We start from the raw sequence: 23,337 nt of genomic DNA on the forward strand, positions 1-23,337 counted from the left end.
CCTCGCCACTCCCGGCCGCGCTGCGCCCTGAACCCACTGGAGCCCTGATGGAAACCCCGATGACCGCCGACATCGGCATGCGCCTGCTGGTGTCGGTACCCGACCACGAGACCGCGGGCAAGCTGATGGACTCCGTGCGGGCGGCCGTCGGCGTGGTGCTCGGTCACCACGGGTTGACCGGCCGCCTTGAGTTCGTCCACTTCAACACCCCGCCCTGCAAGGCGGCGCGACTGGACGGCCACGCGCGTGACGTGCCTGACGAAGACGTGCGCCTCGGCGCAGGGCACGAGGCGTCTGCGCGTGGCAATCCCGCCACAGATGACGCGAATCAGCGCGCATGAAGCGCAAGCTGCTCTGGCCGCGTTCGCCTGCGTGGCTCACGCCGCCGGCTCGATCACCCGGGCGTCGATCAAGGAGGGGGGACAACACGATCACCGGCAAGGACGTGAAGGGCAAATCCCTGTCGCCCTCCGCGCCGCTGCTCCCGCCCAGCCCTGCTGAGCTGCAGCAGCACCCCGAAAGCGTGGGTGTCTGATGGGTTCGTTCGACATAGGAGGCAAGGTGGCGCTCGTCACCGGCGCCGCCCGGGGGATCGGCTTCGCAACGGCGCGCGCGCTCCAGGAGCGTGGCGCCACGGCGGTGATCGTCGACCTCGACGCGCGCGACGCCCAGCGCGCCGCGCAGGCCATCGGACCGCGCGCGATCGGCTTCGGCGCCGACGTGACGGACCTGGCCGCGATGCAACGCGTCGTGACACAAACGGTCAAACAGCGCGGGTCGCTCGACATCGTCGTCGCGAACGCCGGCATCACGCCCAAGCCGAGCAGCCTGCGCGCGATGGACCCGAGGCTCTTCGACCGCGTGATCGAGGTCAACCTGCTCGGCGTGCACCGCACGGTCAGCGCTGCGCTCCCCGAGGTCGTTGCCGGCGGCGGGCACGTAGTCGTGACATCGTCGGTGTACGCGTTCATCAACGGGGCGCTGCACGCCCCCTATGCGATGTCGAAGGCGGCGGTTGAGCAGTTTGGCCGCGCTCTGCGCGCCGAGCTCGTGAATCACGGCGCCTCGGCGAGCGTCGCGTACTTCGGCTACATCCACACTGCGGCGGAGCGCGACGGGTTCGCCGAGCGGGTCGGTGATAGCTTCGAGCCGACCTTCCCGCGCGGGTGGCTGGGGCCGGTCGGGCCGGACGACGCCGCCGACGCGATCGTGCGCGGCATCGAGCGCCGGGCGCCACGTATCTTCGCGCCGCGCCGCTGGGTCCCGATGTCGATCCTGCGCGGGCTCGTGAACCCGCTCCTCGATCGCCGGACCGAGCGCAACGCGATGATCCAGGCGATCGTACGCGACGCGGACCAGATCGATCCGTGCGTCGTTGCGCCGGCGCCCAACGCGCCCTGAGCGCCCCGCTCTCCCGGCTCGGGTCTGAGCGACTCGGCGTCGTGACGGCCGCTGAGCTTCCGTTCGACGTGGTCGAGCGAAGCTGCGCCGCCGACGCTGCGCCGCGACGACGTGATCGACGCAGTCCTGCGCAACGCCGGGATCCTTCGGTTCACGAGCGGTGAGGAACTCTTCAACGCCGCCGAGTTCTTCGAGGGCCAGCCACTCCCGGGTGGTCGGCGGGTCGGAATCGTCAGTAACTCCACCGGCGTGGCGACGCTCGCCGCCGACGGCTGCATGACGCGCGGGCTGGTCATCGGCGAGCTCGACGAAGGTGCACGGAACCCGCTGGTGCTGGGCATCCACGCGGATCCGGAGGCGTACGCCAAGGGCATCCGCAGCATGCTCGGCGACGCAGGCATCGACGCCGTCATCGCGTGCTTCGCCGACCTCGCCGGCGGCGATCCGCGGACGGTCCTCGACGCGGCGACCGAGCAGTCAAAGCCCGTCGTCGCCTCCGTCGTGACGGCCGACGGCCGCCTGCCGGCCGACGGACCCGTGGGACTGCCCAACTTCCTGTTTCCCGAGTCCTGTTCCGCCGTACTGGCGCGCGGCGCCGAGCGACGCGCGTGGCTCTCGCGTCCGGTGGGCCAGCGGCCCATGCACGACGACATCGATCACACGGCGGCCGGTGTGCTGCTCGCCGCGCAACTCCAAGCGGACGGCACGAGCTGGCTCGGCACCGCGGACGGCGCCGCCCTACTGGCGACCCACGGCATCGCGACCGTCGCGTCGCATCGCTGTGAAGACGTTGAAGCGGTTGTCGCCGCGGCGGAACGCATCGGGGGACCGATCGCGTTGAAGGCCGACTTTCCCGCCCCCGGGCACGCCGGTGACATCGATGCCGTACTCCTCGGTCTCGCCGGTCAGGAGGCGGCACGGGCGGGCTGGCGCGAGCTCGAGCGGCGGGTGCAGGCGGCGGGACGGCCGTGGATCGGCGCGCTCGTGCAGCCGTTCGTGGGCGCGGGAGCGGACGTGCTCGTCGGCGCCGTCCGGGATCCCGACTTCGGTCCGGTCATGGCGATCGGCCTCGGCGGTCGCCAGGCCGGCCTGGCACGCGCCGTCGCGTTCCGCATGCTGCCCGTGACCGGTGAGGAGGGGGACGAGTTGATCGACGCATCTGAAAGCGTGGCGACCCAGTTGGCCGGCTTCCGCGGGAGCCCGCGGGTCGACCGGCCGGCACTGCGGGACGTGATCCTGCGGTTCGCCGAGCTGCTCCGCGGTTCCCCCGAGATCGTCGAGGCCGACCTCAACCCGGTGCGTTGCATGCCCAAGGGTTGCGTTGTGCTCGACCTGCGGATGCGCATCGCGCGTCAGCAGCCGATCGAGCGCGTCAAGACGTGGTGATCGCCGATGCGGCGGCGGACCTCACACCATCTGGCATGAGGACCGCCTCCGCCGGACTTCCTTAGAACAGCCCGACCGGCTCAGGGTCGTAGCTGACGAGCAGGCACTTGGTCTGCGTGTAGTGGTCGAGCATCATGCGGTGGTTCTCGCGTCCGACGCCCGAGGCCTTGTAGCCGCCGAACGCCGCGCCGGCGGGGTACTGGTGGTAACAGTTGGTCCACACGCGGCCGGCCTTGATCGCGCGCCCCATGCGGAACGCGCGGCTGCCGTCGCGGGTCCAGACGCCGGCACCGAGGCCGTACAGCGTGTCGTTGGCGATCGCCAGCGCCTCGGCCTCGTCACGGAACGTGGTGACGGCGAGCACGGGACCGAAGATCTCCTCCTGGAAGATGCGCATCGAGTTGTCGCCCTTGAACACGGTGGGCTCGTAGTAGGAGCCGCCGTCGAGCTCGTCGCCGAGCTCAGGCCGCGCGCCGCCGATGAGCAGTTCGGCGCCTTCGTCGCGGCCGATCTTCACGTAGCGCTCGATCGTCTCGCGCTGCGACTGCGAGACCTGCGGGCCGACCTGGGTCGCCGGGTCCAGCGGCGTGCCTTGCACAATCGCGGCGATCCGCTCAAGGCAGCGCTTCATGAACGCGTCATAGATGTCCTCCTGAATGAGCGCGCGCGACGGGCAGGTGCAGACCTCGCCCTTGTTGAACGCGAACATCACGAGGCCTTCGACCGCCTTGTCGAGGAACGCGTCGTCCTCGTCCATCACATCGGCGAAGAAGATGTTGGGCGACTTGCCGCCCAGCTCGGTCGTCGACGGGATCAGCGACTCGGCGGCGTACTCCATGATCTGCTTGCCGATCTCCGTCGATCCGGTGAAGGAGACCTTCGCGATGCGCGGGTTGGTCGCCAGCGCCTTGCCGATCTCGCCGCCCGGGCCGTTGACGACGTTCACGACGCCCGCCGGTACCACGTCGGCGATCAGCTCGCACAGCTTCAGGACCGACCACGGGGTCGGGCTGGCCGGCTTGACGACCGTGCAGTTGCCGGCCGCGAGGGCAGGCGCGATCTTCCAGGCAGCCATCAGCAGCGGGAAGTTGAACGGGATGATCTGTCCGACCACGCCGAGCGGCTCCTGGAAGTGGTACGCGTACGTCTGGCCGTCGATCTCGGAGATCCGGCCCTCTTCTGCGCGGACCGCGCCGGCGAAGTAGCGGAAGTGGTCGATCGCCAGCGGCACATCGGCGCCGAGCGTCTCACGCACGGGCTTGCCGTTGTCCCAGCTCTCGACGATGGCCAGCTCCTCGAGGTTGGCCTCCATCACGTCGGCGATCGCGTTCAGGACGGACGCCCGCTCGGCGGGAGACCGCGCGGCCCACGCATCCTTGGCCGCGTGGGCGGCGTCGAGCGCGAGCTCGATGTCGCCGGGCGTGGAGTCCGCGACCTCGCAGATCAATTCGCCCGTGACGGGCGTGCGGTTCTCGCGGTAGTTGCCGTCGACTGGCTCGACGAAGGCTCCGCCGATGAAGTTGCCGTATCGCGCGGCGACGGTGATCGGACTGTCAGGCGAACCAGGGGCAGGGTAGGCGGTGCGCTCTCGAAGGATTGCGGTCATGTTTCTCTCCCGTTCGGTGTAAAGCGCTGCCGATCAGAGACAATCACCGACCCCGGCCATATACATCGGTAGTCCGCACGCGACCGCTGCGGCCGACCACGTCCACGCCGCGTAGTACTAAACGGCGGATGGTGTGTCGGCCACCGTGGCGAGGGCTGGTCACGAGGTCTCGCTCATCGCCGCTTCCGCTCGCTGCGCTCCCGTCGAGGTTCATCACTGCGGGCGACGGAGCTTGCGGACAACTACGCCGCGACGTACGCCCGAATGCGGATGTGCGCGCACGGCGCCAGTGGCGCCGTCGAACGGGACGACCAAACTCGGGGTCTCGCGCAACCCTGCCTCTGATCGTGACAACACCCGTGACAACATCCAGATCGTCCAGGGCGTCCAATGAGTTCCCCAGCGTGTACAGAATCGACCGCATAGAGCAAACGGCACGGATCGGGCAGGTGCGAACCGTGTCGAGGGCTGGTCCGGGATAACCGGGTGGAGGTTCGAGTCCTCTTCGGCGCATCGCAGAAAGCCCCGCTCCGGCGTGGCTTTCGTCGTTCTCGGCCGATCCGGTCCGCAGGGGCCGACATTCCGTGACAACGGCGAAAAGGGACGGCAGCGATCGCGGACGTTCGTAACCGATGGTGATGCGCAGGCACTTAGCGAGTGCAACTGCGTGCCCGGATCATAAAGTTGCTCGTCGACGCAGTCCTTCGATGCAGAAACGGCCACGTGCATTTGAACGACGGCGTCGTACGCGTGCGGCGTCATGTGGATGCGCTGGCCGAGCGCGTGCATGCCACCAGCGCCGGGGCGTCGCTGCACGCCCGAGAGCTCCTAGCGCCGGCTCGGCGCATAGGGCTCGTGTGCTCGGCGAGCTCTGTCTCTCGCGCTACCTCGCGAACCCGACGACGGCGCGTGAGCCGAGCTCCACGATCGGCTGGCAGACGATCGATAGGCCGCGGCCACCGCTTCGATCGCGCCTCAAGGATCGCCGGCCGGCACCGCGGGAGCAACGTTGACAGCTGGAGTCGTCGTGGCGTTCACCTTCTGAGTGATCGGCCGGCCGGAACCAGCCAAAATCCGCCGTTTGGCGGATCTCGGCGACCGACCGCAGAAGCCGATGCAACGGACATGTTCTTCTTGCCCCCGAGAGCGGTGCTCCTTGCCGTCGTGGCCGCAGCGGCGGTCGCGTTCGCGCTCGACCCGCGGCTGCACGGTCTCGCCATCGTGGGCGCCACCGTTCTCGGGTCGGTGTGGGTGGGCGCCGGGCTTCGACGTCACCGTCTTCCTCGCGGGTTGTTCCGACTGCTCGCCGTCACCATGGTCACGAATCTCGTGTTTGTACTGGGGTCGGTGACCCCGGTGATTCTCGACCCCAGCGGCTCGCTGGCCGAGCCATCGCACGCCGACCCAGGACTCGTCTTCGCGGCCCTGATGCTGGCCGCCACGTTGATCGTTGCGCTGAGCCGGCGCCAGCGCCCATCGACGGTGCTAGTCGAGCTCGTCACGATTGCGGTAGGCGCCGGCCTGGTCATCGGCTCGCTCCTGGTCCGTGGTGGCACGGGTGGCGAACAACTTGCGACCGAGGTCGGTTCGGCGGCGGCTGCCCTTCTGCTCGGGTGGGCCGCCTTGCATCCGTCTGTGTGTCGTATCGGTGATTCAAAGCCGTCAAGCCACGGCCTGCGGACGACCAGCGCAGTCGTCTTAGGCCTCACCTCGTTGATCGCATCGCTCGTGCTGACCATGCACAGATTCACCGCGGCGTTTTCCGGCATCGATGACACCAGCCATCTCAGCGTTGCCGTGATGGCGTGCGGGGCAGTCCTGACGACGCTCGTCATCGCGTGCGTCATGCAGCTTCTCGGACGAGCGCGATCACAAGCGGACGCGGCGACGGCTGCGTTGGACGAGCGGAGTCGCATGCTCGAGGAATGCGAGAGCCGTTATCGGCAGCTCATCGAGAAGGTCCCTGCGGTCGTGGTCGTGTTCCGGCTCGGGCAGCACCAGCCGATCCCGGTCTACGTAAGCCCGCAGTCGGAGCGCATGTTCGGTGTGAGTCCGGAGCAGTGGCTCGCCGATCCGAGCGCGATTGGTGCCCGCATCCATCCCGAGGACCTGGCACAGCTCGACTCCGAGCTCGCTCGACGCGAGGATGGCAGGAGCACGAACCACCCGGAGTTCCGCTTCACGCGTCCCGACGGCGAGGAGGTCTGGGTCCGCGACGTCAGCGGCCTCATCATGGAGGAGCCGGGAGGTCGCTACCTGCAGGCGATGCTCGTCGACATCACCGAGTACAAGCGAGCGGAGTGCGAACGGCAGCAGATGGAGCACGAGCTGAGGCTCTCTCAGAAGCTCGAGGCCGTCGGCCAGTTGGCCGCCGGCATCGCGCACGAGATCAACACCCCGATCCAGTTCGTCGGCGACACGTTCAATTTCCTGCAGAACGCTTTCTCGGACCTGCTCGCGCTCACCGAGGTTCAGTCGGAGCTGCGACGGGCCGCGGAGGCGCACACGGTCTCGCCAGAGCTGCTGGCACGGGCGCGTGAGGCCGAGGACTTTGCCGATCTCACATACCTCAGCGATCGTGTACCGGCGGCCGTCGCGCGCGGCGTCGACGGCGTCGCGCGCGTGGGCGCGATCGTGCGCGCGATGCGCGTCTTCGCGTACCCGCCGACAAGCGAGAAGTCCCCCGTGGACGTCGCGGCGACGGTGCACGACGCGCTAGCCGTGGCAATGAACGCATACAAGTACATCGCGGAGGTCGAGACCGACATCGACGTGCTGCCCGACGTCACGTGCAACGGCGGCGAGATCGGCCAGGTGTTCCTCAATCTGATCGTCAACGCGGCGCACGCCATCGAGAGCGTCGTCGGCGACTCCGGCCGGCGCGGAAAGATCACCGTGCGCGCCGAGCAAGACGGCGACGACGTGCTCGTCTCAATTGCTGACACCGGCGGTGGCATCCCAGCCGAGGTCGCGGCGCGCGTTTTCGACCCCTTCTTCACCACCAAGGAGGTAGGGCGCGGAACGGGCCAGGGGCTCGCGCTCGCGCGCACCATGATCGTCGAGCGGCACGGCGGCACTTTGACCTTCGACACCGTGCCAGGCACCGGCACGACGTTTCACGTCCGGCTGCCGATCAGCGCCGCGCGGACAGTACTGGAGGCGGCATGAAACAGGCCCTCTTCGTCGACGACGACCCGAGCGTGCTCGAGAGTCTCCGTGACGCACTGCGTCCGTGGCGCCGCGGGTGGCGAGCCACCTTCGCGTGCGGCGGGGACACGGCCGTGGACATCAACGAGTCCATTCGGACCACGCTCATCGTCGCGGCCAACCAGTACAAGTACGTGGCGGACATCAAGACCGAACTCGGGCCGGTTCCCGCGATCGTGTGCAGTGTCGGCGACAGCGGCTGCGGCATCCCGCCCGAGCTGGCAGGTTGGGTGTTCGACCCGTTCTTCACCACGAAGGACGTCGGGCGTGGAACGGGCCAGGGGCTCGCCATCGCGCGGGCGATCGTCGTCGGCCGTCACGCCGGAGTCCTGAGCTTCGCCCCCCGGCCCGGCGGAGGCACGACGTTCACGATCCGCCTCCCGCTGACGAACGCCTCCAACCCCGCGGTGTTCCCATGAACCGCACGACGAAGCCCCGGGTACTGTGCCTCGATGACGAGCCCGAAGTGCTCGAGTCGCTACGTGACGCCCTGCGCCGTCAGTTCGAGGTCGTCGTCAGCACCAACGGCTTCGAGGCGCTGCGGCTGCTGGCGTCCGACCCGTTCGCCGTGGTCCTCACCGACATGCGCATGCCGATGCTCAACGGTGCCCGCTTTCTCACCCTCGCTCAGGAGCATGCACCCGACACCGTCCGCGTGATGCTGACCGGCCAGTCCGCGCTGCCGGATGCCGCCGCCGCGATCAACGATGGCCAGATCTTCCGGCTCCTGCTCAAGCCGTGCAAGACCGACGACCTCGTCAAAGCACTCGAAGCCGCCGTCGTCGAACACGGGGCCCGGATCAACCAACGCGCGGAGCGCGACGGGCTGGTCGACACGACCGTGCAGGCGATGATGAAGCTTTCCGCCCAGGTCGACCCCGATGGCCGCGCTCGCGGCGACCGGGTCAAGCGCCACGCGCTCGAGCTCGCGGGGCGGGTCAAGGCGATCACCTCCACGTCCGAGCTCGCTACCGCATGTTTGCTCATGCAGCTCGGCGCGGTCGGAGTCTCCGCCGAGACGCGCGCCCGGGCCGCAGCCAACAGCCGGCTCGGCCCCGAGCACGCCACCGAGCTCGAGCGGCTGCCCGAACTCGCTGCGCCGCTGGTGCCGGGATTCGTGGCGCTGGAGCCGGTGGCGGCGCTGCTCGCGGCCACGGCGCCGCCGTTCGCCACGTCACGCCCACGTACGCCCGATGTCCCCGGCGGCGCCCAGGTCCTCCGGATCGCGCTCGACTTCGAGCTACAGCTCCGCCAAGGCGCCCCGGGCGAAACGGCCATGCGCGCGCTCAACGGTCGCACGGGCCGCTACGACCCCGCGCTGCTCGCCACATTCGGCCAGCTCATGCAGTTCACGTAGTTCGACGAGGCGGTCGCCGGACCTCGTTTGGCCGCCTTCGTCCCGCCGGCCGAGCGTGGCCACGAGCAGATCTGTGTCAATCGATCAAGCCCCGACACAGCGCCGCGGCGACAGCGCCGGCACGGTCGGATACGCCGCATTTTGCGTAGATGTGCTGGAAGTGTGTCTTGATGGTCCCGGGACTGAGTACCAGATGCTCAGCGATCTGCGGTCCCGACATCCCGTCGGCAGCGAGTTGGAGGATCTCGAGCTCACGGGCGGTGAGGCGGCCCGACTCTGACTGGCTCCGGCGTCTACCGCGTAGGAGAGCCTGTAGCTGCTGAACTCGATGCGTCCACGCTGCCCGCCCAACGCGGTCCGGTAATGCTGGACGCACAGCTTTCGCACAGCCGATGGCATCTCCCTGATGTCGGGCAGTTGGCGGGCGACGAATAGATCGTCGTCGAACCAGGGCAGCTCGAGGATGCTTCGGCCCCCGGCGCCGCGGACCAGCAGATCGTGGTCCATCAAGAACGAGGACACGTCGAGCGACCTCGGGTGGCGTGGACGGTCAGCGGCGCGGCCTGCGAGAAACCCCAGCGCGACCGCCTCATCGAGCGCCTCCAGGCCTGTGAGATGCGCGAAGAGCGTTCCGAGGTCTCCCACTCTGCCGGGGACAAACACGTCCTCGCTCTAGGGCGCGGAGGGCGCGTTCAAGGAGGGTCAGCCCCCACTGCGCGTTGACGTGGGCGGCGCGCCCGCCGTCCGACCGCACCGGGTTCGGAGGGCGTGGGCCGCGCGATGACCAGTCGCGGGGCGCCATCCGGAGCGGATGAACGGCGGGCCGAGGGCTTGCCGCACGGGTGCCGATCGATCTGCCGGAGACCGCTGGATCGGTCGCCGGGGTCTCGCTCGGGTGGTGTACCCGCTTGACTCAGGATGGGTGACGCCGGCCCGCCGGACCATCCCCCGTTCGGCGGATTTATCCGCCGAAAACCTCGGCGACCGGCGCCGGGCGGGCGATCCCGTAGCCCTGGGCGTAGTCGACGCCGAGCTCGCGCAGGAGCTCGAGCGTACGCTGGTCCTCCGCGCCCTCGGCCACGGTCCGCTGACCGAAGCCGCGGGCCAGGCCCACGATCGCACGGACGACTTCCTGGCTGGCCTGGTTGACAACGAGGTCGCGCACGAACTCGATGTCGATCTTGAGGTAGTCGACGGGCAGGCGCTTGACGTACACGAAGCCGCCGTAGCCCGTTCCGAAGTCGTCGAGGGCCAGCTTGCAGCCGAACGACTTGACGCGCTCGATGAAGGCCTCGGCGGCCTGCTCGTCCTCGAGCAGCGCCGTCTCCGTCAGCTCGACGACGAGCAGGCCGGCGTCCGCGCCGGTGCGGGCGAGCTCGGCCTGGAAGTGCTCGACCAGCCCGGGCGCACCGAGCGAGCGCGCGGACAGGTTGAGCTCGACCGCGTGACCCTGGCCCGCCAGCTCGGTGGCGCGCGAGACGACCCACCGGTCGACGTCGACGATGACGCCGTACGCCTCGGCCGCCGGGAGGAAGCGGTCCGGCATGACCAGTGCGCCGTCGCGATCGCGCATGCGGATCAGCAGCTCGTGTTGCACGGTGCGGCCCGTCGCCAGCTCGATGATGGGCTGGGCGTGCAGCTCCATGCGCTCGTCGTTGAGCGCCTCGTGGACGCGTCCGGCCCAGGTGACGCGGTCCACCTGCTCGCGCAGGCGCCGCTCCTCGGCCTTGCGGTGGCTGATGTCGCTGAAGACGACCACCGAGCCCGCGACGCCGTCGCCAACGTCCAACGGCGTCGCCGTGTACGCGACCGGCAGCGGTGCCCCGTCGCGGCGGATGAAGACGTCGTCCTCGATTCGGACCAGCCGGCCCTCGCGTCGCGCGGTGTACAGCGGGCAGTCGGCCGAATCGAACGGCGTGCCGTCGGGCCGGCGGTGGTGGATGGTGTCGTGCATGTCGCGGCCGACGAGCTCCTCCCCGCACCATCCGAGCAGTGCCTCGGCGGCCGAGTTGATGTAGGTCAGGCGGCCGTCTCCGTCGACGGTGAACAGCCCCTCCCCCATGCTGTCGGTGATCGCCCGCGAGTAGTCGAGCGCGACCCGCAACCGGCGCGCGGTCTCGTTGCGTTCGCTGAGGTCGACGGAGACGCCGACGATGCCCGCGGGGTGCCCATCGGCGTCGACGAAGAGGGCCGCTCGCATGTAGACCGGGAAGCGCGAGCCGTCCTTGCGCCCCACTTCGAACTCGCCCTCCCAAGTCTGTTCGGCGAGCACCGTGGCCATGATCTCGTCGGCGACTCCATCGTCCTCGGGTACAACCGTGAACTCGGTGATCGAGCGCCCGAGGACTTCGGCGCCCGACCAGCCGTAGAGCCGCTCCGCACCGCGGTTCCAATGCGTGACGCAGCCCTGGAGGTCGCTCGCGATCAGCGCCACCTCGACGGCGTCGAGCAGCTGCGCCTGCAGGTCGATCTCGCGCTGGGCCTCCTTGCGCGCGGTGATGTCCTGCATCGTGCCGCGCACCGCCCCTTCGCGCAGGCGCTCGAGCCGCATTTCCGCCCAGCGCGGCTCACCGGCGCGCAGATAGCGGTGCTCCAACCCTCTCGGCCGGCCGTCGGCGGCGGTCTCAGACGCCAGTTCGACGACGTGCTCGCGGTCCGGCGCCGGCAGCATCGCCCGAACCCCGGACAGCCCGAGCTCGAAGTGCTCGCCCTCGACGCCGAAGAGCCGGTAGAGCTCCGGGGACCAGTTGATCGTCGCCGTCGAGTAGTCGACCTCGAAGCTCCCCATGCCGCTCATGCGCTGCGCCTGGCGCAGGCGTTCCTCGGACTCCTCGCGGGCGAGCTCGGCGCGCCGGCGGGCGGTCACGTCCTGTGTCGTCCCGCGCACGCTGCGCACCGCGCCGGCGGCGCCCCGGACGCCCTGCATCCGCGTCTCGAGATAGCGCGTGTCATCCGGCGCGAACGCGACGGCGGTCTCGACCACGATCTCGTCGACGACGCCGGACGTCACCTCCGAGAGCGCGTCCACAGCCCGATCGCGATCCGCGTCGGCGATGAGGGGGAGTACGTGCTCGACGCGCGGATCACTGGGGAGCCGCAGACCGCCGATGTGGCGGAGATCGCTCGAGAGCTCCAGCGACATCGTCCTCGGGTCCAGCTCCCAGCTCGCGAGCCGGGCGACCCGATGCGCTTCCCGCAGCCGCTCGCGCTCGGCCACTTCGCGCGACATGTCGCGAACGACGCAGATGAAGGCGCCTATGTCCGCACCGACCTCGATGTGCGACGCGTCGAGGGTCACCGGGAAGCGCTCGCCGTCCTTGCGGCAGAAGACGAGCTCCAGTCGCCGCTCGTCGCCCGTGAGCGCGAGCGCGAAGTGGGCGGCCAGCGTGGCGTGATCCTCCTCCGGCCAGAACGCAAACGGGGCCCGTGCGCCCTCCAGCTCCGCCGCGGAGAAGCCCACCATCTCACAGAACCGCTCGTTGACCTCGACGATGCGGCCGTACGGGTCGACCTCGCACAGCCCATCGCGCAGCACACGCGCCAAGGCGTCGCCGTTGCGGCCGCGGCCGGTGCGCGCGCGGAGCGCGGTCACGTCCTTGCCGCTGCAGTCCCACGCCGCTCCCCGGCGAACGCCGGACCAGAGCACCCAGCGCCAGCGGCCGCGCGCGTCGCGGAGGCGGCATTGCAGGTCGGTGAAGCGGTCTGCCGCCACGGGCAGGCAATCGAGGATGGCGCGAGCGTCGTCGGGGTGTACGCACTCGAACACGTGGGCCCCCACGAACGCGTGCGGCGGGCGGCCGAGCACGCGGCCCCATGCCGGGTTCGCGGCGCGCAGCACGAGGTCGTCCCCGAGCACGCACAGCAAGTCCTCGGAGCGTTCCCACCAGCTCGCGTCGGCGCTCCGGTGCGGCTGGGCGTCAGCGGCCAAAATGGTCATGTGAATGAAGATCGGAACGAACGCGCCGCCGGCCCATCCGCCGTTCGGCGGATCTCGCCGTGACAGTACCCGGAGATCCTTCAATCGGCGGATGCCGAGCGCTCTCCGACGCTTCGTAAGTGGCGCGTTGCCACGCATTCGCTCGGCCGGCCTGGCAAGGTGTGAGAGGTGGCGAGCAGCGTCAACCCTGGCGAGGATTGGACCGGCGCGGCGGTCGAGGCCGCGCTCGACGCGATCGTCACGATCGACATCGCTGGGACGATCGTCCACGTCAACCGGGCGGCGGAGACGCTGCTGGGGCAGGCGCGCGAGGCGGTCGTCGGCCGGGCGGTGGGCGAGTGGATCGCGGCGCCCGCGCTGCGGCCTAGGGCCGAGCCGGAGTCCGGCGGTCCGCATGAGGCACGCGTGCGGCGCGCCGGTCAGGAGCTCGCCGCCGAGGTCACCGTGGCGCAGACTCGGAGGAACCCCGCTCTGTGGTCGCTGTTTTTGCGCGAGCCGGTCGCGGCGACCCAGATGTCGGCGCTGCTCGCGTCGGCTGAGGAGCTGGCTCTGATGGGCGGTTGGGAGATGGACCTCGACACGCAGCACGCGCGCTGGACGGACGGGATGTACCGCATCCACGGCCTGCCGCCGCAGTCGGTCGAGCCGGGGGTCGAGATGTTGCTGAAGCTCGTCCACCCCGACGATCGCGACCGCATCCAGGCGTTGCTCGAGAACGTCGGCGAGCGCCCCGACCTCGCCGGGCCGGAGGGCATCGTCGACGAGTACCGCGCTTGCCTGGCGGACGGCTCGGTGCGCCACGTACGTTTCCTCGGCCGGATCGAGTGCGACGATCGGACCGGCCGCCGGCGCTGGATCGGCAGCGGCCAGGATGTGACCGCCGAGCTGCTCACCGAACGCGAGTTGCGAGCGCACTACGCCGTCAGCCAGGCGCTGCGCGAGTGGGAGTCCTTCGACGAAGGCGTCGTCGACCTCCTGCGCCGGATGGCGACCGCGCTCGAGTACCCGATGGCGTCGCTGTGGCTGTGGGACAAGTCGATCGAAGGTCTGCGCTGCCGCGCGCTCTGGCACGTTCCGGACCTCGACCCGGGCGAGTTCGAGCCCGTGATGCGCTCAGCAGTGTTCTCGCCGGGCGAGGGCAAGCCGGGACTCGCCTGGCGGCGCCAGGAGCCGGTGATCACGATCGACGTCGCGACCGATCCCGCGTTCCGGCCGCGTGACGCAGCGCTCGCGCTCGGCGTCCAGTCCGCGATCGCGTTCCCCGCGGTCGGGCCCGACGGCCCGCTCGCGGTGCTGTCGCTCTACTCGCTTGAGAAGCGGGTGCCGAGCCCGAGTCTGATCCGCACGCTGACCGGCATCGGCAGCGAACTCGGGCGCTTCCTCTCGCGCCGGCGCGCGCAACTGGGCCCGCGACCTCTCTCCAATCGCGAGTTGGAGGTGCTCACCTTGGCCGCGGAGGGGTACAGCGGCCCGCAGATCGCCGAGGAGCTCTTCGTGAGCCCCTCGACGGTGAAGACCCACCTCGAGCACATCTACGACAAGCTCGGCGTCGGCGACCGTGCAGCCGCTGTCGCCACCGCCTTGCGCACCGGTCTAGTGGCCTGACCCGCGTTCACCGAATCGCGGCGAGTCCGACAGCCCGTCAATCGGGTGGGGACAGCCCTGCCGGCGGCCCCGCACAGATCCCGGCGGGCGGAACCACCGCATGTCGAATTCGAATACGTCGAAGTCGCACTCGTCGCGTTGGAGCAAAGCGGACTCGCGAGGCAGGCGCGGACGCACTGGTCCCTCAGCCGCGAGGGGGGGTCAGCAGCGCGTGCCGACGATCCCTACCGCGACCTCGACTGAACAAGCGTCACCGCGGGTCTCGAGCTCGACGGCGCACGCAGCCAGGGAATCTCACCGGGCCCGGTGATCCCGCCAGGCCTCAGCGGTCGCTGAGCGCGTAGCGGAGATGCTGCTCCTGCGCGGCGAAGAGCTCGGAGCGCAGGACGTCGTATTCGTTGCCGCCGAACCCTTCGGCCACCCGGTCTGCCGATGACCGAGTGCTCAGCACGAAGATCGCCGAGGTGCGAAGTGTCACACGCTCCCGTCAGCGCCGCGGATGGATCTAGGTCGGGAGGACCGCGATCGCCTCGATCGAGACGAGCAGGCCGCGCGGAAGCCGCACGTGAGCGGGGGCCGAGCGCGCCGGGGGAAGGTCGGGCATGTGCCGCGCGTACACCTCGTTGAGGCGGCCGAAGTCCTCGACATCCGCGTAGAAGATCGTCGTCTTGACCACGTCATCCATCGACGCACCCGCAGCCTCGAGCACGGCCGCCAGATTGGTCAGGGCTTGCTCGGTCTGGGCCTCGATCCCTTCCTAGCCGTTCCGCGTCTCGCACCGGCTGACGAACGCGCGCGACACCGATCGGTTTGCGAGCCCGCTCACCCGGGCTTGACTCCGCCGAGCGCTTCATCGTGACGGCCGAGCTCGAGGGAATCGCGATTAAACCGTCGGTCTGATCTTCATGATCGCCGGGTTGATCGGCTTCGTACTGGCGATCATCGTCGCGAACCGGACGTCTGAGCCGGCGGTTGCGACGGGACTACTCGTGTGCGCGAGCTGGTGAAGGCCAGTACTGACTGAGATCAGTGGCCGCGAGGCGCGATTTGCAGACGAAGCCCTGCGCGCCGCACGCGTGGATCTGCTCGTCGGATGGCGCGTCGCGATCCGCGGACGTCAGCAGCACCGCCAGGCCCGGGTGGGCGCGTGTCAAGGCTGCTGAGACTTCGATGCCGTTCCCGTCGGGCAGTCCTAGGTCGAGCAGGGCGGCGTCGGGCATGACCCGGGCGGCCGTCTCCACGGCGGCCGCGGCGCTGGCAGCCTCGCCGGCCACCGTGTACCCGCGGTGTTGCACCAGTTCGCTCGCCACGTCTCGGAACAGCGCGACATCGTCGACGATCAGGACCCGGACGGTGAACCCGTCAGACCACGGCTGCCTCTGGAGGTGCGGGCGCGGGGCGATCCTCACGCCGAGCATCACCCCGAGCGGATGACTTGCCCATCGTGTGCGAGCTGGCCGCGGAGTAGGCCCAGGGCCTTGGCCCGCTCGACCGCGGCACGGCGGTCAGGCACGTCGAGTTTGCGGTAGATCGCGCGCACGTGCGTCTTCACCGTGTTCGTGGTCACCAGCAGCTCGCCGGCGATCTCGCGATTGGAGAGCGACGTGGTCAGGTAGCGCAGGACGCCCTGCTCGCGCTCGGTCAGCGGATCGAGCGTCAGGCCCGGCGTTTCGATCACCGGCTGGCGGTCGTCGAGCACGTCGAGCAGCTCGCCGACCAGCGCCCGATGCTGGGTGCCGTGGCGGATCGCGTCACGCAGGAGCGAGCGCGGGCACGTGCCGGGCTCGAGTAGTGCCGAGCGGTTGCCGGTCGCTTCGGCGGCGGCGAGCGTGGCCTCCAGCGCCAGGCGGACGTCGGACCGGTCGAGCGCTTCGAGCGCGAGCGTCCTGATCAGCAGCAGCTCAACTCGGGTGGACGCGAGCTCCGCGCGCACGTCTTCCATCGAAGCGAGCGCGGCGTACGGATCGCTGGCGGCGAGGTGCAGCCGCGCGAAGCCGCACTCGAGCGCCCCCGCGGGTGCGGACGCCACACGACGCAAGACGTCCTCCGCGCCGGCGAGGTCGCCGACGGCGATCAGCAGCCGTGCGCGCGTGACGTCAGCCAGCCCCGGGTCGGCGAGCCCCCAGCCGGGCATCCCGCCGGCCTCGAGCTCGGCGAGACCGCGCTCGACGTCGCCGTCCGCGGCGGCCAGCAGTGCGTCGAGGTGCCGCGCCACCGCGCGGAGATGGACGTCCGAGCCCGCGCCTCCGAGGGCCGTGCGCGCGGCGTCGAGGTGCGCGGCGGCCGCGTCAAGACGGTGGGCGTCGAGCGCCGCCGCCGCGGCGGCCAGCTGTGCGGGCGCGGTCTCCGGGATTCCCTCCCAGCCGCGGCGGCACGCGAGCTCGAGCGCCTCCTCGGCCAGCGGGATCGCGGCGTCAGGCCCGCGCCGCGCGACTTGCAACAGGGCGAGCTGGCCGAGCGTGCCGACGAGCAGGTAGTCCAGCCCGCCGGAACGCCCGATCGCCACCGTGTCCTTGAGGAGCGACGCGGCGCGCGCGACGTCGCCGGCCCACAGCGCCGCCCGGCCGAGATTGGAGCTCACCAGCGCCTGTCGCGACATGCCCGAGAACCCGCGCGCATCAGCGGCGCCGGCCAGCAGCTCGTCGGCCGCCACCAGCGCGTCGCTCACGTCGCCGCGCAACCGCGCGAGATAGAGCCGCGCGACCGCGCGCGTCTGGGCGAGATCCTTCCGCCGGTCGGGCGCGACCAGCGCGGCGTTGCGCTCGGCGGCCTCGAGGTGCGGCGCCGCGGCCTGAGCGTCACCGGCGTCGAGCAGGCTGCACGCCACGATCGCCGACAGCTCCGGATCAGACTCCACCCTCTCGGGCGGGAGCTGCGCGACCAGTGCGCCCAGCGATCCGCCCTGGCCGCCGACGAGCAGCTCCACGCCGTGCGCGACGATCAGCCGTGCGGCCAGCTCCCAGTCCTCGCCCGCGACGCTGTGGCGCAGCGCCGGCCAGATCTCACCCTCGCTCGCGTGCCAGCGAGCGGCCCGCGCGTGCAGCGTGCGCATCTCGTCGCCGAGCTCCCAGCGCGCGCGGACCTCGAGCAGGCGGGCGAACAGCGCGTGGTAGCGGTACCACTCGTCGCGCTGGTCGAGACCGACCACGAAGCCGTTGGTCCGCTGCAAGTCGGCGAGCGTCTCGGCGCCGGTGCTCTCGCCGGTGATCGCGTCGGCTAGCGCTCCCGTGACGCGGTCGGCGATCGACGTGCGCAGCAGGAACGCCCGTCGGCACGGCGACTGGTGGTCGAGGACCTCGGCCAGCAGATAGTCGGCGACGACCCGATCGTCGCCGCCGAACTCGACGACGAAGCGGTCGCGATCGTCGCAGCCCTTCAGGCCGAGCGCGGCGAGCCGCAGGCCCGCAGCCCAGCCCTCGGTCCGCGCACACAGCGTGGCCAGGGCCGCGTCACCCAGCGGGAGCTCGTGCGCGGCGAGCAGCTCCGCGGCCTCGCTCCCGCTGAAGGCGAGGTCGCTCGCGCGGATCTCGGTGAGCGTGCCGAGCACGCGCGACACGTGCAGCGGCAGCGGCGGTTCGGCGCGTCCGCTTAGCACGATCCGCACCGTCGGCGGCAGGTGCAGCGTCAGGAACGAGAGCTGGGCGATGCACTCGCGCGAGCGCAGGACGTGGACGTCGTCGAGCACCAGGATCGCGGTCTCGGGCAGCTCGGCCAGCGCGTTGACCAACCGCGGCATGAACGTCAGGTGCGATCCGCGCACCGGCGGGGCGATCGAGGGCTCCGCGGAGTCGCCGCGCAGGGCCGTCAGCACGGCGCTCCACAGCACGGCGGGAGCGTCGCTGCTCTGATCGAGCGAGACCCAGGCGACGCGCTCGGTCCCGGAGCGCTCCTGCATCCACGAGCACAGCAGCGAGGTCTTGCCGCTGCCGGGCGGACCGCAGACCAGCGTCAACGGTCCGGCGGCGCCACGCTCGAGCCGCTCGATCAGCCGCGGACGCCGGATATGCGCCGACGGGAGGCGCGGCGGCAGCAGCTTGGTGACCAGCGGAGGGGGCGACTCCTTCGGGGTCCGGAGGCGGCGGGCGCTCATGGGGACGCAGCCTGCGGGGCGGCGCCCGTGCGAGCAAGGATGCGCACACGTCACCCCGGGGGTGCACGCACCTATCGGTCAGTCGCGCAGCGGTCGCCGGTGGAGCAAGCGGCCATAAACGGCTCGAACTCGGCCACAGGTGCCGCCGGCAACCTCCAGGCGGTCTCGCGCTCGTGGCGCGTCTCTGGTCCCCAGCGGCGAGGGCCGTCTCGTTCCTCTCGGCGCAGGAGCGGAGACGGAAGGGCCGGTGATGTGGACGACCGGCACTTTCGCCCTGGTCGCGAACTTCGTCGTCGTTCCGGCGATTGCCTACGGCGCCTCGGAACTCCTGATCTCAGACAGCCATCCAGGGCTGCGAACGGGGCTGATCCTCGTCGGTTGCGCAGCCGGAGCGCCGTTTCTGGCAGATCGCCGCGGATCGCTGGACAAGGGCGGTTCTCGGTGACGGAGTCCCGTGCCTCGCCGCACGCGCCGCATCGCGGCCTAATGAGCGGCGCGGCTCACGCGGACGCGACCGTAGCGGTGGCGGAATCGGACCCTCCGCGGGGGAACTCTCTCAACGTCTCGCGACGCAGCGCCACGACGCCGATGACGATCAGTGCGCCGAGCAGCAGGATGCCCCACCACGTGCGAAGCGCGTGTGTGCCGCCCCACAGGACGAGCAAGAGAAACACGGTGCCGACGGCGGCCCAGGCGATGCCCGGGCGCTCGTTGAGCAGCGGCGCGACCCGCCGGCGAACGCTGGTCGCGGCTGCGGTTGGACCGGCGAAGATCGAGCCCGCGAGAAGGATGGCGCCGTAGAGGATGGTCGCCCAGCCGATCTGGCTGAGGATCTCGCTGCCGATGAGCCACGCCTCGTGCCCCGCAGGTTCCCCTTGCGGGGACGTGAGCGCGTCGACCGCGACGTTGCCGGCCACTCGGCGCACGACGAGGACCGTCAGACCGACGAGGACGAGCGCGAATCCGATGTCCCGGAGCGTCTGCCGGCGTTCGCCGCGCGCCAGATAGACCGCAAGCGCGAGAAGCGCGAGCACGAGGACCAGGAGGCCCGTACTGAGCACACGCACGCCCTTGACGGCGGTCTGGGCCGCGGACAGCTGGTCCGAGCGCATGACCGTGATCACCCCGGTGTCCGGCGGGATCTTGGCCAGCGCCGAGGCCGGGACGCCGAGCTCGGTCCCGATCTCCGTCACCAGCGCGCTCAGGTCCAGCGTGACGTCCCCGTTGCCGGTCGAGATCCCGTGGCCGGTCTTGTCCTCGAGTACGTTGACGAGCTTCTCTTGCGCCACCGCGTTGGCATTGATCCAGAGCTGCTGTATGCGAGGCGCCTCGAGCAGCCGCTTGACACCGTCCGTGGCGGGCTGGCGCAGCGCGGCGGCGACGGACGGGGCCAATGGCTTGAGGTTGTCGGGCAGTCTCTGCTCGAGCCCTGAAGCGACATCCACGTTGTCGTAGAGCTCGTTGACCAGGAAGACAGAGAGCGAGTCCTGGACCTGCGGGTTCTCGATCAGCCGGGCGCTCGCGTTCTTCCAGGACTGGTTGTCGAGCATCTGCCTGTGGACCCACGTCGTGAGGATCGATCCCAGCCCGATCAGCGAGGCGAGGACGATCAAGGTCCAGACAAGCGCGCGGCGTCGCCCGCGCATCGGAGCGGCGCCGACTTCAGCAGCGGGTGAGGGGAGTGTCGCGGCCACGGCATGCAGCGTCCTCCCTGACGCACCAGCACACATCACCTCAAACGGATGAGGGTGCCCGACGACCCGGTCCGCGCAGCTCGCGAGCTTCTTCTGTGCGTCTCCGTGATCGACGGCGTCGTGGTCTATGGCGACGAGACGGTGGCCCGCGGAACCTGAGGGCGGAACGGCACGTGTTCGAGCACGCCGCCGCTGCGGACGATCACGGCGGAGGACTCGTCGATCTCGTGCCACACGCCCGGCAGATCCGAGAACGGTTCGGACGCGATCAGCCGGTCGCCCGACCCCGCCGTCGCGAACCACATCTTCTTATCGGGATAGAGATGGTGCGGCGAGTCGACGTCGGCCGACGCGAAGAGGGACCGCGCCCGGCCCTCGGTCGCGTACCGCACCGCCCACAGGCTGCTGCCGTCCGAGACACCGAAGGTCCCTTGCACCATCGGCGCGACACCGAGGTCGCTGGCGGTCGCCTCGATCAACCCGACCGTGCGCTCGAGCGCAGGGATCGGCGCCACCCGGCTGACCCTCGCGGCTTCCGCGGCGACGAGGCGGCGCTCTCGCAACTCCGGACGTGGCCCGCGCCCACCTGCTCTACGGCGAATGGCTTCGGCGGACAAGCCGGCGAGCCGACGCGCGTGAGCAGCTCCGCGCCGCGCACGGCATGTTCACCACGATCGGCATGGATGTCTTCGCCGAGCGTGTGCGCCGAGAGCTGGAAGCACGGTCCGACCGTGCGCAAACCGCAAGTCGGCGACCCGGGACGAACTCACCGCCCAAGAGGCCCAGGTCGCGCAGCTGGGGCGGGACGGCGTCTCGAATCCGGAGCTCGCCGGCCAGCTCTTTCCTGAGACCGCGCACCGTCGAGTGGCACCTGCGCAAGGTGTTCGCCAAACTCGGGATCAGCTCCCGGAGAGAGCTCGAGGCCGCGCTGGGTTCGGCCGCCTGAGTGAGCCGGCGAGCGACTCGACGATCTCCGAAGTGGTCACGATGGCGGCGTAGTTCGGCAGGTTCACCTCGAGCGTCGCGTGCATCTCCTCTTCGGAGAGGCTCGCTGTGGCGTCCCTGACGACCGTGACGTCGTAACCCAGCTCGGCGGCGAAGCGCACGGTGGCCTCGACGCACGTGTTCGCGCGCACGCCGATCACGATCACGCGCTGGATTCCGTGCACCTTCAGCTGCTGATCCAGATCGGTGTTCGCGAAGCCGCTCGAGCACCAGTGCTCGTGCGCCACCACGTCGCCGGGACCCGGCTCGAAGCCCTCGCGAATCGCACCGCCCCAGCTGCCCTCCTCGAAGGTCTTGGCCCGCCACGCCGCGCCCTGGATCGGCGCCATGTGTTTCCACGCCTCGAAGTCACCGGGCCGGTAACGATGGTGCAGCGCGTAGAAGACGCGCAGCCCGGCGCCCCGCGAGGCCTCGAGGACGGCGAGCATGTTGGTGATGCACCGGTTGGCTTCCGCGACCGCCTTCAGCCGATCCCAGATCTTCCCGCCCTCGGACAGGAAGTCGTTGTAGGGATCGATCACCAGCAGCGCCGTGTTGTCGGGGTCGTAGGTCACGGCTCACCCCAGCGCGTGGCGCTCGATGCTCTTGGCGAACTCCGGCGTCTCCTGCTGGTTGTGCGCCACGGAGTTCGGACGGCGGGCGGCGGCGAAGGCGTCGAACGCGAGACCCTGACGGGCGAGGAACTCCTGCATCTCCGGTGGTGCAGAGCTGCGCACGGTGTTGGTGAACTCGCACGTCTCGTCGTCGACGCGGCGGACCTGCAGGTCCCAGACGACGTCGATCTTGGTGCGGCCGGCGGGGGTGAAGAGGTCCGAACGCGACACGAGCCTGAGGTGGTCTGGCTCGCCGATCTCCTCGACGTAGTGCTGCACGATCAGGCTCCCGCCGATGACCTCGACGTTGATCGACATCGCTCGGCCGTCCGGGCTCGTGGTCGCCCCGGCCGCGACGTGCGCCGGCGAGCACGCCTGGTACTCCGCCTCAGGGAGCGCGTAGCACCAGGCGGGGAGGTCGATCTTCTCGAACGGTGCGTGGATCGTCGCCGAGACACTGGACTCGACCAGCGTCGGGTTCTCCTGGTGGGTGATGACAGCCATGGGTTCTCCTTTGATCAATTGACATCGAGCACGCGCCGGCCGAGGTCGCGCTCGAGATCGCCGTCGCGGTTGAGCCCGAGCGCGGCGAGCCGCGCTGACCGGGCCTGCGGGCCGGGACGTCCGAACGCGGCGAAGAAGTCCGGCAGCGCGGCCCCGAGCTCCGCGTCGGACGGCAGCGTCGCCGTGTCGACGTGCGCCTTGGTCCGGGCGATCGCCTCATGGTCGAAGCGGGCGAGTCGCGACGCGATCGCGTCGACCTCGTCGTCGAGATTGTCGTCGGCGATGGCGCGATTGACGTAGCCGTAGAGCTCGGCGCGGGGTCCGTCGTGGTCGTCGGCAACCAGCAGGATCTCCAGCGCTCGGCCGCGCCCGACGAGACGGGGCAGGCGCGCGGTCGGCCCGCCGCCCGGCACGAACCCGGACGCGACTTCGAACTGTCCGATCAGCGTGTTCTCACGCGAGGCAAACCGCAGATCGCAGGCGAGGACGAGCTCGCTGCCGGCGCCGCGGGCGCGTCCGCGGATCGCGGCGATGCTGACCACCGGTGCGCGAGCCAGGCGCGCCATGAGGTCCAGCCACGGGTGCATCCCGGTCGGCCCGGCCGGCATGGACGCGGTCCGCCCCGGGTCGCCCTCGGTGTCGTAGTGGGCGAGGAAGAAGTCGGGGTTGGCGCTGTCGAAGACGACGACGTTGAGCTCGCTGTCGGCCTCGATCAGCTCGACGAGTTCGACGAGCTCGATCACCGTCGTTGCGGTGATCGTGTTGATCGGCGGATGGTCGAACGTCACGCGCCAATAGGCGGGGCTCCGGCGCTCGAGCTTCAGATGGGTCCACGTGGAGACCTGGTTGATCGTGCTGTCCATGCACCCAAGCGTCCCGGGCGGCGCGCGTGCTCGCCCCCCGGGATGCGCGTGTCACGACGCGTGACCTGACGACCGGGTATCGCTCCTAG

The 23,337-nt window shown here is 70.2% G+C and carries 20 protein-coding genes; 8 read left to right on the forward strand and 12 right to left on the reverse strand.

Annotated features, from left to right (window positions below):
* Positions 1-59 precede the first annotated feature (59 nt).
* The 3 genes from OM076_RS13715 to OM076_RS46050 all read left to right on the forward strand — a co-directional run bounded on the left by OM076_RS13715 (position 60) and on the right by OM076_RS46050 (position 2,787).
* A complete protein-coding gene (locus OM076_RS13715) occupies positions 60-341 on the forward strand; it encodes a hypothetical protein (RefSeq protein ID WP_270040545.1) in 282 nt (93 codons plus the stop codon).
* A gap of 193 nt (positions 342-534) precedes the next feature.
* A complete protein-coding gene (locus tag OM076_RS13720; protein WP_270040546.1) occupies positions 535-1,401 on the forward strand; it encodes an SDR family NAD(P)-dependent oxidoreductase in 867 nt (288 codons plus the stop codon).
* Between the two features lie 111 nt (positions 1,402-1,512).
* The gene (locus OM076_RS46050) at positions 1,513-2,787 is read left to right on the forward strand and encodes an acetate--CoA ligase family protein (protein ID WP_270040547.1); all 1,275 of its coding nucleotides are present in this window, start codon (positions 1,513-1,515) and stop codon (positions 2,785-2,787) included.
* 61 nt (positions 2,788-2,848) lie between these two features.
* Here OM076_RS46050 and OM076_RS13730 read toward each other — a convergent pair whose 3' ends face one another.
* Positions 2,849-4,393: an aldehyde dehydrogenase family protein gene (locus tag OM076_RS13730; RefSeq protein WP_270040548.1), complete on the reverse strand. Its 1,545-nt coding sequence runs from the start codon at positions 4,391-4,393 to the stop codon at positions 2,849-2,851.
* Between the two features lie 1,164 nt (positions 4,394-5,557).
* Here OM076_RS13730 and OM076_RS46055 point away from each other — a divergent pair.
* Genes OM076_RS46055 through OM076_RS13745 form a run of 3 tightly spaced genes read left to right on the forward strand, consistent with a single transcriptional unit; the run spans position 5,558 to position 8,957 of the window.
* Positions 5,558-7,561: a PAS domain-containing sensor histidine kinase gene (locus OM076_RS46055; protein ID WP_270040549.1), complete on the forward strand. Its 2,004-nt coding sequence runs from the start codon at positions 5,558-5,560 to the stop codon at positions 7,559-7,561.
* Positions 7,558-8,019 carry a sensor histidine kinase gene (locus OM076_RS13740; RefSeq protein WP_270040550.1) on the forward strand — a complete coding sequence of 154 codons (462 nt, stop codon included), beginning with the start codon at positions 7,558-7,560 and terminating at the stop codon, positions 8,017-8,019. Before OM076_RS46055 ends, OM076_RS13740 begins: the two co-directional genes overlap by 4 nt.
* Entirely contained in the window at positions 8,016-8,957 is a 942-nt protein-coding gene (locus tag OM076_RS13745; protein ID WP_270040551.1) for a response regulator, read from the forward strand. The genes OM076_RS13740 and OM076_RS13745 overlap by 4 nt, the downstream gene beginning before the upstream one ends.
* Before the next feature lie 76 nt (positions 8,958-9,033).
* Here OM076_RS13745 and OM076_RS46850 read toward each other — a convergent pair whose 3' ends face one another.
* Both OM076_RS46850 and OM076_RS13750 read right to left on the reverse strand, forming a co-directional pair.
* On the reverse strand, positions 9,034-9,333 hold the full coding sequence (locus OM076_RS46850; RefSeq protein WP_372518036.1) for a response regulator transcription factor: 300 nt from the start codon (positions 9,331-9,333) through the stop codon (positions 9,034-9,036).
* 585 nt (positions 9,334-9,918) lie between these two features.
* The gene (locus OM076_RS13750) at positions 9,919-12,894 is read right to left on the reverse strand and encodes a PAS domain S-box protein (RefSeq protein WP_270040552.1); all 2,976 of its coding nucleotides are present in this window, start codon (positions 12,892-12,894) and stop codon (positions 9,919-9,921) included.
* A gap of 168 nt (positions 12,895-13,062) precedes the next feature.
* Between OM076_RS13750 and OM076_RS46060 the strand changes: the two genes are divergently transcribed.
* Positions 13,063-14,499, forward strand: coding sequence for a LuxR C-terminal-related transcriptional regulator (locus OM076_RS46060; RefSeq protein WP_270040554.1), 1,437 nt, complete (start codon positions 13,063-13,065; stop codon positions 14,497-14,499).
* Between the two features lie 322 nt (positions 14,500-14,821).
* Here the strand turns inward: OM076_RS46060 and OM076_RS13760 are convergent, their stop codons facing one another.
* From OM076_RS13760 to OM076_RS13775, 4 genes are all read right to left on the reverse strand, one after another.
* On the reverse strand, positions 14,822-14,977 hold the full coding sequence (locus OM076_RS13760; protein WP_270040556.1) for a hypothetical protein: 156 nt from the start codon (positions 14,975-14,977) through the stop codon (positions 14,822-14,824).
* 27 nt (positions 14,978-15,004) lie between these two features.
* On the reverse strand, positions 15,005-15,250 hold the full coding sequence (locus tag OM076_RS13765; RefSeq protein ID WP_270040594.1) for a Rid family hydrolase: 246 nt from the start codon (positions 15,248-15,250) through the stop codon (positions 15,005-15,007).
* 232 nt (positions 15,251-15,482) lie between these two features.
* Positions 15,483-15,917 (reverse strand): response regulator, encoded by a 435-nt coding sequence (locus tag OM076_RS13770; protein ID WP_270040595.1) that lies wholly within the window; start codon positions 15,915-15,917, stop codon positions 15,483-15,485.
* Positions 15,917-18,589: a winged helix-turn-helix domain-containing protein gene (locus OM076_RS13775; RefSeq protein WP_270040557.1), complete on the reverse strand. Its 2,673-nt coding sequence runs from the start codon at positions 18,587-18,589 to the stop codon at positions 15,917-15,919. Before OM076_RS13775 ends, OM076_RS13770 begins: the two co-directional genes overlap by 1 nt.
* Before the next feature lie 250 nt (positions 18,590-18,839).
* On the opposite strand from OM076_RS13775, the gene OM076_RS13780 reads away from it, so the two are divergent.
* Positions 18,840-19,034: a bile acid:sodium symporter family protein gene (locus OM076_RS13780; protein ID WP_270040558.1), complete on the forward strand. Its 195-nt coding sequence runs from the start codon at positions 18,840-18,842 to the stop codon at positions 19,032-19,034.
* Between the two features lie 55 nt (positions 19,035-19,089).
* On the opposite strand, the gene OM076_RS13785 is transcribed toward OM076_RS13780, so the two are convergent.
* The 5 genes from OM076_RS13785 to OM076_RS13805 all read right to left on the reverse strand — a co-directional run bounded on the left by OM076_RS13785 (position 19,090) and on the right by OM076_RS13805 (position 23,248).
* Positions 19,090-20,283 carry a hypothetical protein gene (locus OM076_RS13785; protein WP_270040559.1) on the reverse strand — a complete coding sequence of 398 codons (1,194 nt, stop codon included), beginning with the start codon at positions 20,281-20,283 and terminating at the stop codon, positions 19,090-19,092.
* Between the two features lie 125 nt (positions 20,284-20,408).
* Entirely contained in the window at positions 20,409-20,798 is a 390-nt protein-coding gene (locus OM076_RS13790; RefSeq protein WP_270040560.1) for a class II glutamine amidotransferase, read from the reverse strand.
* A 384-nt stretch (positions 20,799-21,182) separates the two neighbouring features.
* A complete protein-coding gene (locus tag OM076_RS13795; RefSeq protein ID WP_270040561.1) occupies positions 21,183-21,842 on the reverse strand; it encodes a cysteine hydrolase family protein in 660 nt (219 codons plus the stop codon).
* A gap of 3 nt (positions 21,843-21,845) precedes the next feature.
* Positions 21,846-22,385 (reverse strand): hypothetical protein, encoded by a 540-nt coding sequence (locus OM076_RS13800; protein ID WP_270040562.1) that lies wholly within the window; start codon positions 22,383-22,385, stop codon positions 21,846-21,848.
* 14 nt (positions 22,386-22,399) lie between these two features.
* Positions 22,400-23,248 carry an enoyl-CoA hydratase/isomerase family protein gene (locus OM076_RS13805; protein ID WP_270040563.1) on the reverse strand — a complete coding sequence of 283 codons (849 nt, stop codon included), beginning with the start codon at positions 23,246-23,248 and terminating at the stop codon, positions 22,400-22,402.
* Positions 23,249-23,337 lie beyond the last annotated feature (89 nt).

It is taken from the genome of Solirubrobacter ginsenosidimutans (assembly GCF_027587205.1).

What these genes read in the sequence shown, in the direction of transcription:
- OM076_RS13715 (WP_270040545.1), top strand. Translation starts at nt 60, where the DNA reads ATGACCGCCGACATCGGCATGCGCCTGCTGGTGTCGGTACCCGACCAC.
- OM076_RS13720 (WP_270040546.1), top strand. Translation starts at nt 535, where the DNA reads ATGGGTTCGTTCGACATAGGAGGCAAGGTGGCGCTCGTCACCGGCGCC.
- OM076_RS13730 (WP_270040548.1), bottom strand. Translation starts at nt 4,393, where the DNA reads ATGACCGCAATCCTTCGAGAGCGCACCGCCTACCCTGCCCCTGGTTCG.
- OM076_RS13740 (WP_270040550.1), top strand. Translation starts at nt 7,558, where the DNA reads ATGAAACAGGCCCTCTTCGTCGACGACGACCCGAGCGTGCTCGAGAGT.
- OM076_RS13745 (WP_270040551.1), top strand. Translation starts at nt 8,016, where the DNA reads ATGAACCGCACGACGAAGCCCCGGGTACTGTGCCTCGATGACGAGCCC.
- OM076_RS13750 (WP_270040552.1), bottom strand. Translation starts at nt 12,894, where the DNA reads ATGACCATTTTGGCCGCTGACGCCCAGCCGCACCGGAGCGCCGACGCG.
- OM076_RS13770 (WP_270040595.1), bottom strand. Translation starts at nt 15,917, where the DNA reads ATGCTCGGCGTGAGGATCGCCCCGCGCCCGCACCTCCAGAGGCAGCCG.
- OM076_RS13775 (WP_270040557.1), bottom strand. Translation starts at nt 18,589, where the DNA reads ATGAGCGCCCGCCGCCTCCGGACCCCGAAGGAGTCGCCCCCTCCGCTG.
- OM076_RS13780 (WP_270040558.1), top strand. Translation starts at nt 18,840, where the DNA reads ATGTGGACGACCGGCACTTTCGCCCTGGTCGCGAACTTCGTCGTCGTT.
- OM076_RS13800 (WP_270040562.1), bottom strand. Translation starts at nt 22,385, where the DNA reads ATGGCTGTCATCACCCACCAGGAGAACCCGACGCTGGTCGAGTCCAGT.
- OM076_RS13805 (WP_270040563.1), bottom strand. Translation starts at nt 23,248, where the DNA reads ATGGACAGCACGATCAACCAGGTCTCCACGTGGACCCATCTGAAGCTC.